The following is a 15,611-nucleotide window of genomic DNA, read 5'->3' as shown; positions in this document are numbered from 1 at the left end:
CACGTGGATGAGCGCCGTCTGAAGTCATACCGGTTGCTCCGAATGAAAAGGGGTTTGGTCAAAAAATCGCCCCATGAGCCGTAAATTATGTATTATATATCAGATAGTTAGTTCCTGTACAGCGTCTCAAGTTTTTCGTTTTGGTCACCAATCGTGACGGTCTGAAGCCTGTCACTGTCAAACGCAGTGCCCGAGAACACGACCTCATGCGTCCCGGAAGGAACGGCGAGCTGATAACCGCCCGCATCTGATGTTCGGGTTTCCAGGCCTAAGTCGGGCAGGCTGATGGTGATATTGTCTAAACCTTCGCCTGGGGTGTAGAAATCATTATCATCGAAATCCTCATATACCACGCCTCCCAAGAAGACCTCGTCGCCTGAAGCGGCAAAGTTTTGGGTGATCATTGAAGTTTGAAAAGTCGCCTGGTTAGACGTGAACTCACCCAACGACTGACCGATACCGATCTCGCGGAAATCCTCGTTCAGGAGATTTCCCCGATGCCCCGGGCTGCGGAACAACCCTTCGTGCTGATCCAAAATGAAATCAGTGAGATCGCTCGGAAGCGCGCTCGTGGTTCCTGTCCAAGACAAATTTTCCCCCCAAGTCCAGGGCAAAACGAATGCATAGCCTGCAGCCTCCATCCGATCACCCGCCGATGATCCACCTTCACCCGTGTGACTGAAGATATCAGACGCCAGCATCCAGTCGCTATGAGCGCGCGCAGCGTCGATCAGTAACGAATGACTAAACACGGGTTGCATGGGAAGACCAGACAGTGTGCCGGCAGCTAAACCATCGTTCAGGTCATCGATATCATAGCGGGCAGCTTCTGCTAGAGGATCGGTACGAGCACGATTTACTAACTCGAGCATGAATTGCTCGTAAGACGTATGCTCGATGGTCTGTGCTGGCTCATCAGTGCCAAAGACCGCCTCCGAAGTCTGACTCTCGTCAACGCTTAGCGTGCTGCCGGCAACGCTGAGGCCGTCGGTGAAGGGTGTCCCGCCAAGGGTGATCTGATTGTCGACAACAGCGAGCTCCATGAAGCCGTCGGCGAAGATCAGGAGGCTGGTCTCGGTGGTGGAGGCGTTGAGCGAGGCGGTAAGGTTCCCAGCGGTGTCACGCACCTCAAGGGTGGTCCCGTTGCGGGCAAAGGTGAAGCCAGTGCTCATGCCTTCGAGATTGAGCGTCGTGGCAGGATCGACGTTGTCGACGCCGGCGCCGATGGGAACATTGAGGCTTTTGCCAGCGCTATTGCCCAACAGCGTCAGTACCAGCCCTGCGCCGAGAGTAAAAGTCTCTGGACTCGTATCGGTCAGCGTCAGGAAGGCGTTTGTTGTCTCACTACCAGGCAGGTCATTGGTGCCACTGAAGATTCCGCTGGAGGTGAGCGTGTCGTTGAGGGTCAGCGCGCTGCCGCCGATGTGCTCACCGTCGTTGAGCACGCTGCCGCCGATGGCGATGCGGTTGTCTTCGACCGCTAGCTGCACGGCGCCATCATGAAAGCGTAGACTGGAGGAGGTGGTGGTGGAGGCACTCAGGGAGGCAATCAGGCTGTCATCTCCCGCATCGCGCACTTCGATCGTGGTGCCGTTGCGTTGCAGGTTGTACTCAGCACTGGCGCCTTGGAGGTTGACGGTGGTCTCCGGATCGACTCCACGGGCGGCAGCTCCCGTGGGAATGTTGATGGTCTTGCCGGCAGTGGTTCCGAGGATCTGGGCATCCAAGCCCGGAGCCAGGAAGAATTCATTCGGTGTGGCGTCAGTCAGGGTGTAGAAAGCGGTGGGGGTATCGATGGGCGGAGACTGTGGATCATCGCGATCCGTCACGGCCGCATCCTTCTCTGCAAGGTAACGCATCGCTGCGTCGGCAAACCATACGCTATTCGAGCCCATTCAACTTCTCCGTATTTCAAGATTGCGCCGTTGTTGAGGTCCCGCACGGCTCATGGGCTCAACACCGCGCCTATCGTACCGCTTTATCCTCTGGCGGTCGCAACCGGAGCGACCCCCTCGCCCAACTGCTGCATTATGTAGTGCGTGACAGAGAAGCCAGTTTAGTTATTTCTCGGCTGGCCGCCGAGATCGCACGCACCTCCGAGGGGCTCGATATCGCCGTTGAGGAGGAACACTGGAACGTCTTTGCGCAGGTCGACCAGGTGCGCTTCTGTGCCATGCTGCTGGTGTTGGCCCAGGGCGTCGACCTGAAGCGGCTGCGCAAGACCCCCCGCGGACCGAAGAAACCGCGTACGCCGCGAACCAAGCACACCGGCAAGCCGCATGTCTCGACGGCTAAACTCTTGGCGGGAGCGCTCGGCCTCGGCCCCTCCTGCGGATCACCTTAAAAGGGCTGGTGCTGGGATCTAAAGATGGGAGATGTCCGTAGGCGCTAGGAGTGCTCGCGGTGCTGTAGCCATTCGCGCAGTGCCGCGTTGGCTCGCGTCTGCCAGCCTTTGCCGGTCGCGCGCAGTCCCGCGAGCACGTCCGGGTCGAGTGGGATGGTGGCTGGGATCTTGGTCGGTGCCTTGCGTGGACCGCGCAAGAGGCGTTGTTCAGCTAACGCGGCCTTGACCGCTTCCGGCCCACCACCCGCGACGAAGACCGCGTTCTCCCAGAATTCAGGGTCAAGCGGCGGGTTATCTGGGTCGAACACGGCCTCCTCGGGAGCCGCATCGATCATCGCCTGTATCTGCTCAGGGCTGAAGCTGTTTGAAGAAGTCTCGGGTTTCACGCTTGTCACCATATCGCAGAGAGATCAACTGCAGGTCGTCGTCCCGTTCGGTCCAGACGAGCACGATGACGCGGCCGTGAAGTACGCCCAGCGTCTTAAACCGTGGCTCGCCGTAGGCTTCGCGAGTGTCCTGCTCGGTAAAGATCGGTCCATCGAAGATCGCCTCGGCTTCGGCAAAGTCCAAGCCGTGCTTGGCGAGGTTGCTGCGCCGCTTGGCGTCATCCCAGGTGATCATGTCTAGACCTGTCTTAAGAGCCTTCCGGATGCCATGATCTCGTTCCCTATTTGCTCGTTGCTCAGTCTGAGGCAATCCTAGGGTACTGGCGTCAGAGCGAGCCCGCGCGGAAGATAATCAAAGCACCTTCGCCAGCAACGCCTCCGCCGCGAGCGGTTGCTCCGGCAGCGGGATGCGCACCGTCCAGCCATCGCCCGGGGCCACCTCAAGAGGTCGGCCATCGGTCGCGCTCAGCTGTTCGAGCCGAAAGCGCCACAGGCCCGCCGGGGTGATCCATTCCAGCTCATCACCGGGCGCGAAGCGATTCCGCACCCGCACCTCGGCCAGACCGCTGGCGGTATCGATCCGCACGAACTCACCGACGAATTGGCGGTGCGCGCTGACCGAACTGCCGGCGGCATAGTTTTGCAGCTCCGAGGGGGCATGTCGGCGCAGGAAACCCTCGGTGTAGCCACGATTGGCCAGACCGTCGAGTTCGTCGAGCAGGTCGCGATCGAAGCCCCGTCCGGCGGCGGCATCATCGATCGCCCGGCGATAGACCGAGGTCGCGCGCGCGGTGTAGTAATGCGACTTGGTGCGGCCTTCGATCTTGAGCGCATCGACGCCGATGGCGCTGAGACGCGCGACATGCTCGACCGCGCGCAGATCGCGCGAGTTCATCACATAGCTGCCATGCTCGTCCTCGAACATGGCCATGTATTCGCCAGGCCGCTCGGCCTCTTCCAGTAGCCAGACCTGATCGGCCTCGGGATGGCGCTCGGGCGACGCCACCGGCTGCCCCATCCGATAGGACCAGCGGCAGGCATTGGTGCAGCTGCCCTGATTGGCATCGCGATGGTTCAGATAGCCCGAGAGCAGACAGCGACCGGAGTAGGCGATGCAGAGCGCACCGTGGACGAAGACCTCGAGTTCCATCTCCGGGCAAGCCTCGCGAATCGCGGCGATCTCATCGAGCGAGAGTTCGCGCGACAGGATCACTCGCCGCAGCCCCTGCTGCTGCCAGAAGCGCACCGCCGCGGCATTGGTGGTATTGGCCTGCACCGAGAGGTGGATGGCGACCTCGGGCCAACGCTCACGCACCAGCAGGATCAGCCCCGGATCGGACATGATCAGCGCATCCGGCCCGAGCGCGATGACCGGCTCCAGATCGGCCAGGAAGGTGCCCAGCTTGGCACCGTGCGGCATCAGGTTCGCGGCCAGATAGAACCGCTTGCCGGCGGCGCGCACCGCAGCGATCCCTTCGGACAAGGCAGCGAGCGAGCCGAACTCGTTATTGCGCACCCGCAGACTGTAGCGCGGGATGCCGGCATAGACCGCGTCGGCGCCATAGGCAAGCGCGTAGCGCAGGTTGCGCAAGGTTCCCGCCGGGGCGAGTAGTTCCGGCGCCCGGATCGGAGTCGAAGCCAGCGTGGAACCACCCGATCGGTCGTGCGCGGACATCATTGCAAGGTGATCTCGAAGCGCAGCGGCTTGGCACCGCCGACGAGCAGATCGCGCAGCACGGCGACCGGCATCTGTTGGCCGGGCTGGCTGTCCATCAGCGCAATGCGGATATCGGCATAGGCGTCGATCGCGACATCACCGATCGCGATGATGCGATCCCCCGCCTTGAGGCCGGCCTCACGCGCCCCGCTCTGCTGCGCGAAGCCTTGCACGGCAACGCCCTCGCCCTCCGAGTCGGTATCCAACATCACCCCCATGAGCCCGATCTGCGGCAGATCGACCGGGCGCGGATAGAGCAGGTAATCGGCCATCGCCGGATCGAACGGACGCTGCCGGCCGCTCATCACCACCGACATCGACACCGGCAGACGCCGCTCGACCCGCTTCGGGATGCCGCGACCGTACTCGACATGACCGGTACCGGCGAGCACGATCAGCTGCGACTCCGGATTGTCCCGCAACCAACGCACGGCGCGTTCGGCCATGCCCTCGTCCCAGAGCAATTGCACCTCGAGGAAATGCTCGAACGAGGCGTCATCGCCCTTCGGATGCAGCTCGAAGATCCGCTTCAGGTGGGCCAGATACGCGGTATCCTCGCGATCGATCTCGGTCGGGATCAGCGCGGTCTCCTCGGCAGTGAGAGAGGCGATCCCACCATCGCCGACCTGATCGGTGATCTCGCGCGGCAGGTTGAGCGCGATCAGCGCGATACCTTGCTCGCGCGCATAGCGTAGGATCGGGCGATAGAGCCGGTAATCGAAGCGCCAGCGCTCGAAGTATTCGGTCTCGCGCAGCAGTTGCGTCTCGCTGAGATCGCCCGCAATGTAGGCATCGAGCTGGTCCTGGAACGGTTGTTGGAAGCTCTCCATACCGATCGCGATCGGGTGGCCGCGCTCGTGTAGACCGCGAATGATCGCAAGCTGATTGAGATGATCCTCGTAGCGGTCATGCGTCTCGCCGATGAACACCACCCGGTCATCGGCAAGCTGCTCGATGAGGTCATCGAGTTCACCGAGACTGGAGACATCGAGCACCTTGGTCTGCGGATCGGTGTCGTCAGCGCTGGCGACCGACACGCTGCTGATCGCTAACATCAGCATCAGCACCAGCGCCTTCGGCAGGGAGGTCGGAATTCGAGAGAATAGAGGCGATCGCAGCGTCATTGTGATCTCTTGGGTTGGGCCTGAGGTTCGAGCCGTTCGCACTCGACGCGCTGGGCAACATCGATTCATCTTCTCAAGTGACAGCGACCATGCAAGATTCCAACAGGTTCCGATGGCTGGCAGGCGTCTCGCTCGGCGCCCTCTTGGGCCTCGGCCTGCTCGGGCTGAGTGTGCTCCCGCTTGCGGCGGCCGAGACGAGCGCCTCCACGCCGGTCGTCGAGCATGCGATCGAGGTGACGCTCGATCCGAACGCCGGCACCTTGAGCGCCACTGACTACCTGAGCCTCCCGCCCGATGCGCCAGCCACCCTCTTCGTGCAACTGCATCGGGCGCTGGAGCCCGAGATCATCGCCGGCGATGCCCAACTGGAGCCGGTGGCGAGACGCGGCCATCTGCGTCAATATCGGCTCGAGACCGACCCCGAGCCCGGCGGCGCGCGGGAGATCAGGCTGCGCTATCAAGGCCGCATCCGCCACGATCTCGATGCCGTGCGCGAAGGCATGGGCCGAGAGCGACAGCAGTCGCTCGGCACCATCAGCCCGGAGGGCGTCTTCCTGAGCGGCCACAGCGGCTGGTATCCGCGCGTGCTGGGGACGCTCGAAACCCTCTCGCTCAGGGTGAGTCTACCCGCCGGTTGGCTCGCGGTCTCGCAGGGCGAGGGTCCCAGTATTGAAAGAGACGATGAGCGCGTGCGCGTCGGCTGGCGCGAGACGGCACCCCAGGACGGGCTCTATCTGATCGCGGCCCCGTTCACGCTCTATCGCGAGCCCACCGAGGTCGCCGAGGCCCAGGCCTTCCTGCGCCGCGCCGACGAGGCGCTCGCCGCGCGCTACCTCGAGGCCACCGCGACCTATCTCGCGCGCTACAGCCAGCTGATCGGTGACTATCCCTATGCCAAGTTCGCGCTGGTCGAGAACTTCTGGGAGACCGGTTATGGCATGCCCTCGTTCACCCTGCTCGGCCCCCGGGTGCTGCGGCTGCCGTTCATCCTGCATTCGTCCTATCCACACGAGATCCTGCACAACTGGTGGGGCAACGGCGTCTATGTCGACCATGCGCAGGGCAACTGGAGCGAGGGGCTGACGGCCTATCTGGCCGATCATCTGAATCAGGCGCTTGCCGGCAAGGGCAGCGATTATCGCCGAGACCAGCTCAAGGCCTACGCGGACCATGTCCGCGACCACCAGGATCAGCCATTGAGCGCCTTCCACGGCCGCCACGGCGCCGCCTCGCAGGCGATCGGCTACGGCAAGGCGTTGATGCTCTTCCACATGCTGCGCATCCAGCTCGGTGAGCAGACCTTTGTGCGAAGTCTTCAGCGCTTCTACCGCGATAACCGCTTCTCCGAAGCCAGCTGGGACGCGATCCAGGTTGCCTTCGAGGCTGAATCCGGGGCGGATCTCGACGCCTTCTTCGAGGCCTGGACGACGCGCCCCGGCGCCCCCCGCTTGGCGCTCGCGGCGGTCACCGTGGAGCCGCTCGAAGACGGGCGCTGGCGCCTGAGCGGTCGGCTCGAGCAGACCCAAGCCGCCGAGCCCTTCCCGCTGCCGGTGCCGATCGCGCTGCTCGATGAGACCGGCGCCGCCAGCGAGCTGCGGGTGACGATGGACGCGCGCGAGGCGAGGTTCTCGACGATGCTGGATGCGCGCCCAGCCCGGATCGCCGTCGATCCGCGCTTCGATAGCTTCCGCACGCTGGCCGAGGGCGAGGCGACCCCGACCCTGAGTACCCTGTTTGGGGCCGAGCGCGGGCTGATCCTGGTGCCGAGCGAGGCACCGCCCGCGCTCCGCGCCGCCTATCGGCAACTGGCCGAGGCCTGGCAGCGCGGTCAGGCGGGCTGGTCCGTCGCGCTCGATAGCGAGCACGAGGCGTTACCCTCGGATCGAGCGATCTGGCTGCTGGGTTGGAGCAACCGTTGGCTGCCCACGCTGGCTGCGATCGGTGCCGAGCAGCGCACCTTCGCGCTCGATCCCGCGCGGCGGCGCTTCAGGCTGCTCGATACCGACTATGCGGAGCAAACCCCTGTGCTCAGCACGCGTCGCGGCCCGCAGGCCTTGGGTTGGATCGGCGCCGACAGCGCCGAGGCGGTCATCGGCCTGGCGCGCAAGCTCCCCCACTACGGCAAATACGGCTATCTGCGCTTCGAAGGCTCGGCGCCGACCAACGTCGGCAAAGGTCAATGGCCAGCGGGCGAGTCGAACCTGACACGCTGGCTCTCCGAGGCGAGGCCGCCACTGGCCTATCCAAGCCGCCCGAGCTTGCTCGATGCCACGCCTGGGCACCCTGCGGCGAGCAGCGCGGCGCCATCCAATCCTTGACCTAGACCGCTTTCACGAGCCGATTCGTGCTGCTAGGCTCGAATCGAAAAAACCAACCACTGGAGGTTACATCAATGTCACGCATCGTCATCCTCGGCGCGGGCATCTCAGGCCACACCACAGCACGCTGGCTCGGCAAGTGGGTCGGCCAGGAGCACGAGATCGTCGTCGTCTCGCCGAACGAGACATGGAACTGGATCCCATCGAACATTTGGGTCGGCGTCGGTGAAATGACCGAGGGCCAGGTCACCTTCCCGCTCGCACCGGTCTACGACAAGCTCGGCGTCGTCTTCAAGCAAGCCAAGGCGCTCTCGATCCACCCCGAGGGCGGTGATGCCGCCGATCAACCCTATGTGACCCTCGAATACACCGAGGCGGCGCGCGCCGGTCAGAGCGAGACGCTCACTTACGATTACCTGGTCAACGCGACCGGCCCCAAGCTCAACTTCGGCGCCACGCCGGGACTGGGTCCAGATGAGGGCTACACCACCTCGGTCTGCACCCCGGGCCATGCGCTGCATGCCAATGAAGAGCTACAGGCCAACATCGCGGCGATGAAACGCGGCGAGACCCGCACCTTCGTCATCGGCACCGGCCACGGCATGTGCACCTGTCAGGGCGCGGCCTTTGAGTACATCTATAACATCGAGCACATGTTCCGCAAGGAGAAGATCCGCGACAAGGCGCGCATGGTCTGGATCAGCAACGAGTACGAACTCGGTGACTTCGGCATGGGCGGCGTGCATATCAAGCGCGGCGGCTACATCACCAACGGCAAGGTGTTCGCCGAGTCACTGATGGTCGAGCGCGGCATGGAGTGGATCGTGCGTGCGGCGGTCAAGCGCATCGAGCCCGGCAAGATCCACTACGAGATCCTCGACGGCAGCGAGCACACGCTGGAATTCGACTTCGCGATGCTCATACCGCCCTTCGCCGGCCAACCGATGAAGGCCTACGGCAAGGACGGCGGCGACATCACCAGCGAGCTGTTCGCGCCCAATGGCTTCATGAAGGTCGACGGCGACTACACGCCCAAGCCCTATGAGGAATGGCACAAGGACGATTGGCCCAAGACCTATCAGAGCCCGCGCTACGAGAATCTATTCGCGATCGGCATCGCCTTCGCGCCGCCGCACCTGATCAGCAAGCCGATGAAGAGCGCGAACGACACCCCGATCAACCCTGCACCACCGCGCACCGGCATGCCCTCGGCGACCATGGGCAAGGCCGTCGCCGAGAGCATTCGCGACATGCTCGGCGGTGCCGCAGAGCCCACCCATACCGCCTCGATGGCCGAGACCGGCGCTGCGTGCGTGGCCTCGACCGGCATGGATCTCTTCCAGGGCTCGGCCGCCACCATGACCGTGTTCCCGGTGGTGCCCGACTACGAGACCTATCCCGAGTACGGTCGCGACATGAACCTGACCTTCGGCGAGATCGGCCTTGCCGGGCATTGGATGAAGTACATCCTGCATCATGTCTTCATCTATCAGGCGAAGATGAAACCGGGCTGGTCGCTACTGCCGCACTAAGCATCCTGCCTAGTCCGATATGCCCACGACCCTCAATAGCGAGATATCCTGATGAGCAGCGAAGCAACCACGAGCGCGGCCGCCGCCTCGGCCAAGCCGAAGAACAAAGAACCCTATCAGCAGGCCTATTACCCGCCGGTCCCGACGGGCTTCACGCGCTATATGCGCACCAGCCTGCTGTGGCAATTTTGGCGGTTCATCGTCATCAATCTGAAGATGTTCAAATTGATGTTCAGCTCGCACCACTAACTGCCAAAACTCATCAGCCATCGACAAGGCCTGAGCATGGAGTCGCTCAGGCCCCATCGACCCATCAAGAGATGCGCTGGTAGTAGAGATTCTGCGGATGCTCGGCCTCGGCGAAGAAATACCAGCGCTCGGCAAGCAGGCCGACATACTGGATCGCGAAGGCGACGATGGGCAGGGTGGCCGACTCCATCGCATAGGCCAAGATCACCAACGCCACGGGTACCGGGAACACCAGGACCAAAAAGGCATTGCGGATCAGCGCCAGGGTCGCCGGATTCTGATGGTGGAAGAACTCGCGGGTATTGAATGAATCGGCCGAGAAGCCTTGCGAGGTCTGCTCGATGCGCGGATGCCAAACGCCAATCGCGGTCTGCAGGCTGCTCTTGTGCTTGAGCGAGGCATTGCGCAGCAGCGAGGCCAGACGCGTGGCCAAGCCGAGGAGCGTGGCGATCACCGCCCAAGTGCCGAAGAACCCGACCAAGGTGTTGCCCAGCAGCGCGGAATAGGCCGCAGCCAACATGAACCCCGAGGCGGTCCCCAGAAAGGTGAAGTTACCGATCGTATAGGGTGAACTCCACTCCTGCAGGAACTTGACGCTCGCGTAGATCATGCCGGTACTGATGAACAGCGCCAGCGCCACCAACACGCCGAGCAGACCGAGCACGAAGGTGGGGTCGATCGGCAGGGCGCCATCGCCGAGGACGATCAGCGGCCGCGTCCAGCCGGCCCAATGGAACACCCCGTAGAGAAACACGATCCCCATCATCACCGGCAGCACGATGACCTCGCGCGAGAGCCAGGAGGTACGCCACATCGAGGCGGCCCGCCAGGCCCGCTCGGGGCGCCCGAGATGGAAGAACGAGGCGGCCAGGCCGCCGATCAGCAACGCCAGCGACAGCGCGCTGCCGAGCGCATAGAACGAGGCCGGCTGCGCTTCGACCAGATGAATGGTCGAATACAACTGCCCGGTGAACAGGGCGAGGAACAGTCCTTGGCCGGCGCCGATGAGCGTGGTCAGGAAGATAACGGAGAAAGCTGGATGCATGGTTCTGATATCGCGTTTCAGGTTGCGTAAAGCGCGCTCGGGCTACCAAGAGACGTCGTCGAGCGTCTCTTCTCCGGAGTAGACGGTGATGTCTTCCTTGGTGAGCGGATTATTGGAACGCTGCAGGTCTTCTTCAGTGACGTGCATGCGGGTCTTTTGCCGCGGCAGATAATGATTGGCCGGCTTGGTGCCCCACTCCGGCATCAGCGCATAGCCGCCGCGCTCGCGGATCGCGATCGAGACCTCGGAGTCCGGATCATGCACATCGCCGTAGAGGCGCGCGTTGGTCGGGCAGGCGATCACACAGGCCGGCTTGCGTTCGGCCTCGGGCAGGGTCTGATCCGTGATGCGGTCGATGCACAGGGTGCATTTCTTCATCACCTGCTGCTGCTCATCGAGTTCACGCACGCCATAGGGGCAGGCCCAGGAGCAGTATTTGCAGCCGATGCACTTGTCGTAATCGACCAGCACCACGCCGTTGTCCTCACGCTTGTAGGACGCCCCCGTCGGGCAGACCGGGACGCAAGGCGGGTCTTCGCAGTGCAGGCAGCTCTTCGGGAAATGCACCGTCTCGGTGCTCGGGAAGCTGCCCACCTCATAGGTCTGCACCCGGTTGAAGAAGGTGCCGGTGGGGTTGGCGTCGTAGGCGTTCTCATCCACCATCGGGCCGGCCCAACCGGAGGTGTTCCATTGCTTGCAGGAGGTCACGCAGGCATGGCAGCCAACGCAGACGTTCAAATCGATGACGAGGGCGAGTTGGGTCATGGATCTATCGCGGGTAATGCTGGCCCGGAGGCTTGATGGTCGCCGGTGGGCGCCCGCTCCTGGTTCGGAACGCACGCGCCACCGGCCTGTCTTGTCGGCGTCGGCGCCGTCTCACTTGCGGCCGAACAGGCCAGCGACATAGGCCTGCCAACGCTGCCGGGGGCGGTTGAGCTGACCCGGCAAGGGCTTCATGGTCGCGAACTGGGGCTCAGAGGCCTGTCCCTCCTGCTGCTCGACTTTCTCGATGCGCACGCGCACGTCATACCAGGCCGCCTGGCCGGTGAGCGGATCGGAATTGGACAGATGCTGGCTGCCGTCGGCCGTGGTCAGCGGCAGCTCTTCGCCGATGAGGTGATTGAGCAGGAAGCCCTTCTGCGATTCATCGGCCTTCGCGCTCAGCCCCCAGGCACCGGAACTCTTGCCGATCGCGTTCCAGGTCCACACGGTGCCCGGCTCGACCGCCTCCGAGAAGCGGCACATGCACTTGACACGGCCCAGATGTGACTCAACCCAGATCCAGTCGCCATCCTCGATGCCATGCACTAGCGCCATCTGTGGATTCACGAACAGATAGTTGTGGCTGTGGATCTGGCGCAGCCAGGCGTTCTGACTGTCCCAACTGTGATACATCGCCATCGGCCGCTGGGTCAGCGCATTGAGCGGAAAGCGCTTCTTGTCGATGCGCTGGGTCTCCAGCGGCTCGTAGTAGAACGGCAGCGGATCGAAGTAGGTCTCGATGCGCTCGCGGTAACGCTCCGGCGGTTGGCGCCCGGGCCACTTGCCCTGGGCGGCGGCACGAAAGCGCTGCAAGACCTCGGAATAGAGGTGCAGGGTGATCGGCTCGGCCCAGCGCGTCAGTCCATGCGCCCGCGCCCAGTGCAGGTAGCCCTTGTTCCAGTTGCGCATGAACTGGTAGCTGCGCGGCAGCTCGTGATGGAAGACGCAGCCATTGGCGGCATACTGCTCCCACTGCTGCGGGTTGGGCTCGCCCTTGAGGTACTTGTCGCCGAATTTGCCGCGCCAACCGGCGAGGAAGCCGATCCCGGAGCCCGGCGAGGTCTCGTAGTTGACCACGAAGTCGGGATAGTTCTTGTACTTCGCCGTGCCATCCTGGTTGGTGAACGCCGGCAAGCCGATGCGCGCACCGAGTTCGATCAGGACATCCTGGAACGGCCGGCTGTCGCCCTTCGGCGGCAGCACCGGCAGGCGCACCGAGTCGACCGGGCCATCGAACTCCGAGATCGGCCGATCCAGCATCGAGAGCACATCATGGCGCTCCAGATAGGTGGTGTCGGGCAGCACCAGATCGGCGAAGGCGACGGTCTCCGAGGCGAAGGTATCGCAGACGACCAGGAACGGGATTTTGTACTCCCCGTTCTCGTCCTGATCGGCCAGCATCTCGCGCGTCGCCACCGTGTTCATCGCCGAGTTCCAGGCCATGTTGGCCATGAACAGGAACAGGGTATCGATCGGATAGGGATCGCCGCGCCAGGCATTGGTGATGACGTTGTGCATCAGACCATGGGCCGCGAGCGGATATTCCCAGGAGAAGGCCTTGTCGATGCGCACCGGCTCGCCGTCATCGTCGACGAACAGATCCTCGGGTTTCGCCGGCCAGCCCAGCGGCAAGCCGTCGAGCGGGGTGTTCGGCTGCACCGCCTCCGGGCCGTGCGGTGGCTTCGGGCAGGGCGGGATCGGCTTCGGGAACGGCGCCTTGTGGCGGAAGCCGCCGGGGCGATCGATGGTGCCGAGCACGCTCATCAGGATGCTCAGCGCGCGGATGGTCTGAAAGCCGTTCGAGTGCGCCGCGAGGCCGCGCATGGCATGGAAGGCGACCGGGTTACCGGTGACCGTGTCGTGCTCCTTGTCCCAGGCGTCGGTCCAGCTGATCGGCAGCTCGATCTTATGATCGCGGGCCATCACGCCCATCTCGTGGGCGAGGCGGCGAATGGTGTCGGCCGGAATCCCGGTGATGCCCTCGGCCCAATCCGGCGTGTAGGACTCGACCCGCTCCATGAGGAGCTGGAACGAGGTCTTGACCGGCGTGCCGTCCTTCATCGTGAAGCTGCCGAGCATGCGCGGATCGGCCCCCTCGGCGTGGGTCAGCACTTCACCCTGGTTGCGATCCCACCAGAACTTGTCTTGCGGATCGGTGCAGCCGCGGGTCACCTCGACGCTCTCGTCGCGGTAGAACATGCCGTGATCGTCACGCGCCGGGTCGTCGATGACCAGCTCGGCGGCATTGGTGTACTGGATCAGGAAGTCGCGGTCGTAGAGGCCGAGCTTGATGATCTCATGGGTCAGGGCCATGAACAGCGCGCCATCGGTGCCGGGCTTGATCGGCACCCATTCATCGGCGATGGCACCATAGCCCGAGCGTACCGGGTTGATCGCGATGAAACGCCCGCCCTCGCGCTTGAACTTGGAGATGGCGATCTTGAGCGGGTTCGAGTGGTGATCCTCGGCCGTGCCGATCATGATGAAGAGCTTGGCGTGGTCGAGATCCGGCCCGCCAAACTCCCAGAACGAACCGCCGATCGAGTAGATCATGCCGGTGGCCATGTTGACCGAGCAGAAACCACCGTGGGCGGCATAGTTCGGGGTGCCGAACTGCTTGGCGAACATGCCGGTGAGCGCCTGCATCTGATCGCGGCCGGTGAACAGCGCGAACTTCTTCGGGTCCTCGGCGCGCAGCTTGCCGAGCCGCTCGCTGAGCAGGGTCAGCGCCTCGCCCCAGGAGATCTCCTCGAACTTCGACTCACCGCGCTTGGCGTTGGCCTTGCGCTTCAGCGGCTTGGTCAGGCGCGCCGGCGAGACCTGCTTCATGATGCCCGACGAGCCCTTGGCACAGAGCACGCCCTTGTTGAGCGGATGGTTCGGATTGCCCTCGATGTAGCGGACCTGCCCATCGCGCAGGTGCACGCGGATACCGCAGCGACAGGCGCACATGTAGCAGGTGGTCTCTTTGACCTCGGTCCGGCCAATCTCGGCATCGTGGTGCACAGCAGGGTCTTTCATGGGGGTGTCGTTCGTCTGGCCTCGGGGAATGACACGATATTCTAATAGTTGAGAAGCCCGAGCGGTACGCGCCGAGATCAATGACAACGCTGTTGCTGTTGGGGAAATCCAACCTCGTCGACGACGGCTTACGCCAGCGCTAAAGCGCTCGCCCCGGACCCGCTGACACCTATAACCCCTTGTTAAACAAACAACCGAAGGCGTTTCCCGCATCCATGATCAGCGCCTGGAAAGCCAAATCATAGACAAAAATCAAGGTTTTAGCGGCGCGCACAGGGTATGCTATCCGCATGATTTGAATTCCTTTATGGACTGATAAAGGTTTTTTGACGGCTAGATCGAGCACGGCGGCGAGACCATCTGCCGCTTCTGATCAGACCTCACTCGCCCCCGCGCTGCCGGCAACTTCGGCTGAGCAGACAGCGCTCACAGGCCGGTGTACGCGCGCGGCAAACCTCCTTGGCATGGCGCACGATCAATGCGTGATATTCATTGAAGCAGGCCGTATCCGGCCCGATGGCCCCCTCGACCTGCTGGCGAATGCGCTCATAGCCCTCATCCCCGTCGATCATCCCGAGACGGCGAAACAGCCGTCTTGTATAGGCATCGACGACGAACACCGGCCGCTCGAAGGCATAGAGCAGGATATCGTCGGCGGTCTCGGGGCCGATGCCGTTGATCGCCAGCAGCCAGTGCCGCAGCGGCTCGGTGGGCATGGCCGCCAATGCGGCCTCGCCACCAGCCTCGATCAGCGCCGCGCAGAAACAGCGCAACCGCCGTGCTTTCACGTTGTAATAACCGGAGGGCCGAATTAGCTCAGCGAGCACCGGCTCGGCAAGCCCGAGCACCGGCTCCGGCCTGAGCGGGATCCTTGCCCGCAACTGATCCAACGCCCGCTCGACATTCGTCCAAGCGGTATTCTGAGTCAGAATGGCGCCGAGCATGACTTCGAACGGCGTTTCGGCGGGCCACCAGCGTTGCTCAGCATACGCCGAGCCGAGACGCTCATAGAGCGCCCGAATGGCCCCATCGCCACGCTCCGCGAGCGAGTCAGCCAGGCCCAAAGCCCCATCGGGATCGGTCTCGCGGCTGGTCGTGAGGCTGGTGTCCCAC

13 protein-coding genes are annotated in these 15,611 nt (G+C 63.3%); 4 read left to right on the top strand and 9 right to left on the bottom strand.

Features of this window, described 5'->3' with window-relative positions:
• Window positions 1–107 precede the first annotated feature (107 nt).
• Window positions 108–1,895 carry a CAP domain-containing protein gene (locus CCR82_RS16985; RefSeq protein ID WP_201247000.1) on the bottom strand — a complete coding sequence of 596 codons (1,788 nt, stop codon included), beginning with the start codon at window positions 1,893–1,895 and terminating at the stop codon, window positions 108–110.
• 140 nt (window positions 1,896–2,035) lie between these two features.
• Here CCR82_RS16985 and CCR82_RS16980 point away from each other — a divergent pair, with 140 nt between their 5' ends.
• Complete coding sequence (locus CCR82_RS16980; protein ID WP_201246999.1) at window positions 2,036–2,344, top strand: hypothetical protein; 309 nt, start codon at window positions 2,036–2,038, stop codon at window positions 2,342–2,344.
• Between the two features lie 44 nt (window positions 2,345–2,388).
• On the opposite strand, the gene CCR82_RS16975 is transcribed toward CCR82_RS16980, so the two are convergent.
• The 4 genes from CCR82_RS16975 to CCR82_RS16960 form a co-directional block, all read right to left on the bottom strand.
• Window positions 2,389–2,679, bottom strand: a complete 291-nt coding sequence (locus CCR82_RS16975) for a BrnA antitoxin family protein (protein WP_201246998.1) — start codon at window positions 2,677–2,679, stop codon at window positions 2,389–2,391.
• A gap of 13 nt (window positions 2,680–2,692) precedes the next feature.
• The gene (locus tag CCR82_RS16970) at window positions 2,693–2,965 is read right to left on the bottom strand and encodes a BrnT family toxin (RefSeq protein WP_201246997.1); all 273 of its coding nucleotides are present in this window, start codon (window positions 2,963–2,965) and stop codon (window positions 2,693–2,695) included.
• 117 nt (window positions 2,966–3,082) lie between these two features.
• Window positions 3,083–4,408, bottom strand: coding sequence for a prephenate-dependent tRNA uridine(34) hydroxylase TrhP (gene trhP, locus CCR82_RS16965; protein ID WP_242513569.1), 1,326 nt, complete (start codon window positions 4,406–4,408; stop codon window positions 3,083–3,085).
• Window positions 4,405–5,571: a ChaN family lipoprotein gene (locus CCR82_RS16960; RefSeq protein WP_201246996.1), complete on the bottom strand. Its 1,167-nt coding sequence runs from the start codon at window positions 5,569–5,571 to the stop codon at window positions 4,405–4,407. Before CCR82_RS16960 ends, trhP begins: the two co-directional genes overlap by 4 nt.
• 89 nt (window positions 5,572–5,660) lie before the next feature.
• Between CCR82_RS16960 and CCR82_RS16955 the strand changes: the two genes are divergently transcribed.
• From CCR82_RS16955 to CCR82_RS16945, 3 genes are all read left to right on the top strand, one after another.
• Window positions 5,661–7,889, top strand: coding sequence for a M1 family metallopeptidase (locus CCR82_RS16955; protein ID WP_201246995.1), 2,229 nt, complete (start codon window positions 5,661–5,663; stop codon window positions 7,887–7,889).
• A gap of 74 nt (window positions 7,890–7,963) precedes the next feature.
• Window positions 7,964–9,421, top strand: coding sequence for an NAD(P)/FAD-dependent oxidoreductase (locus tag CCR82_RS16950; RefSeq protein WP_201246994.1), 1,458 nt, complete (start codon window positions 7,964–7,966; stop codon window positions 9,419–9,421).
• Window positions 9,422–9,472: 51 nt separating this feature from the next.
• On the top strand, window positions 9,473–9,670 hold the full coding sequence (locus tag CCR82_RS16945) for a hypothetical protein (RefSeq protein WP_201246993.1): 198 nt from the start codon (window positions 9,473–9,475) through the stop codon (window positions 9,668–9,670).
• 64 nt (window positions 9,671–9,734) lie between these two features.
• On the opposite strand, the gene soeC is transcribed toward CCR82_RS16945, so the two are convergent.
• The 4 genes from soeC to CCR82_RS16925 form a co-directional block, all read right to left on the bottom strand.
• Window positions 9,735–10,715 (bottom strand): sulfite dehydrogenase subunit SoeC, encoded by a 981-nt coding sequence (soeC, locus tag CCR82_RS16940; RefSeq protein ID WP_201246992.1) that lies wholly within the window; start codon window positions 10,713–10,715, stop codon window positions 9,735–9,737.
• A gap of 42 nt (window positions 10,716–10,757) precedes the next feature.
• Window positions 10,758–11,480, bottom strand: coding sequence for a sulfite dehydrogenase subunit SoeB (gene soeB, locus CCR82_RS16935; protein ID WP_201246991.1), 723 nt, complete (start codon window positions 11,478–11,480; stop codon window positions 10,758–10,760).
• 111 nt (window positions 11,481–11,591) lie between these two features.
• Window positions 11,592–14,498: a sulfite dehydrogenase subunit SoeA gene (soeA, locus tag CCR82_RS16930; RefSeq protein ID WP_201246990.1), complete on the bottom strand. Its 2,907-nt coding sequence runs from the start codon at window positions 14,496–14,498 to the stop codon at window positions 11,592–11,594.
• 380 nt (window positions 14,499–14,878) lie between these two features.
• A complete protein-coding gene (locus CCR82_RS16925) occupies window positions 14,879–15,556 on the bottom strand; it encodes an endonuclease III domain-containing protein (protein ID WP_242513570.1) in 678 nt (225 codons plus the stop codon).
• Window positions 15,557–15,611 lie beyond the last annotated feature (55 nt).

Origin of the sequence: Halochromatium salexigens (genome assembly GCF_016653295.1) — a bacterium.
Lineage (GTDB): Bacteria > Pseudomonadota > Gammaproteobacteria > Chromatiales > Chromatiaceae > Lamprobacter > Lamprobacter salexigens.
Note: the sequence above shows the minus strand (reverse complement) of the source record. Positions and strands in the feature narration are given on the sequence as shown.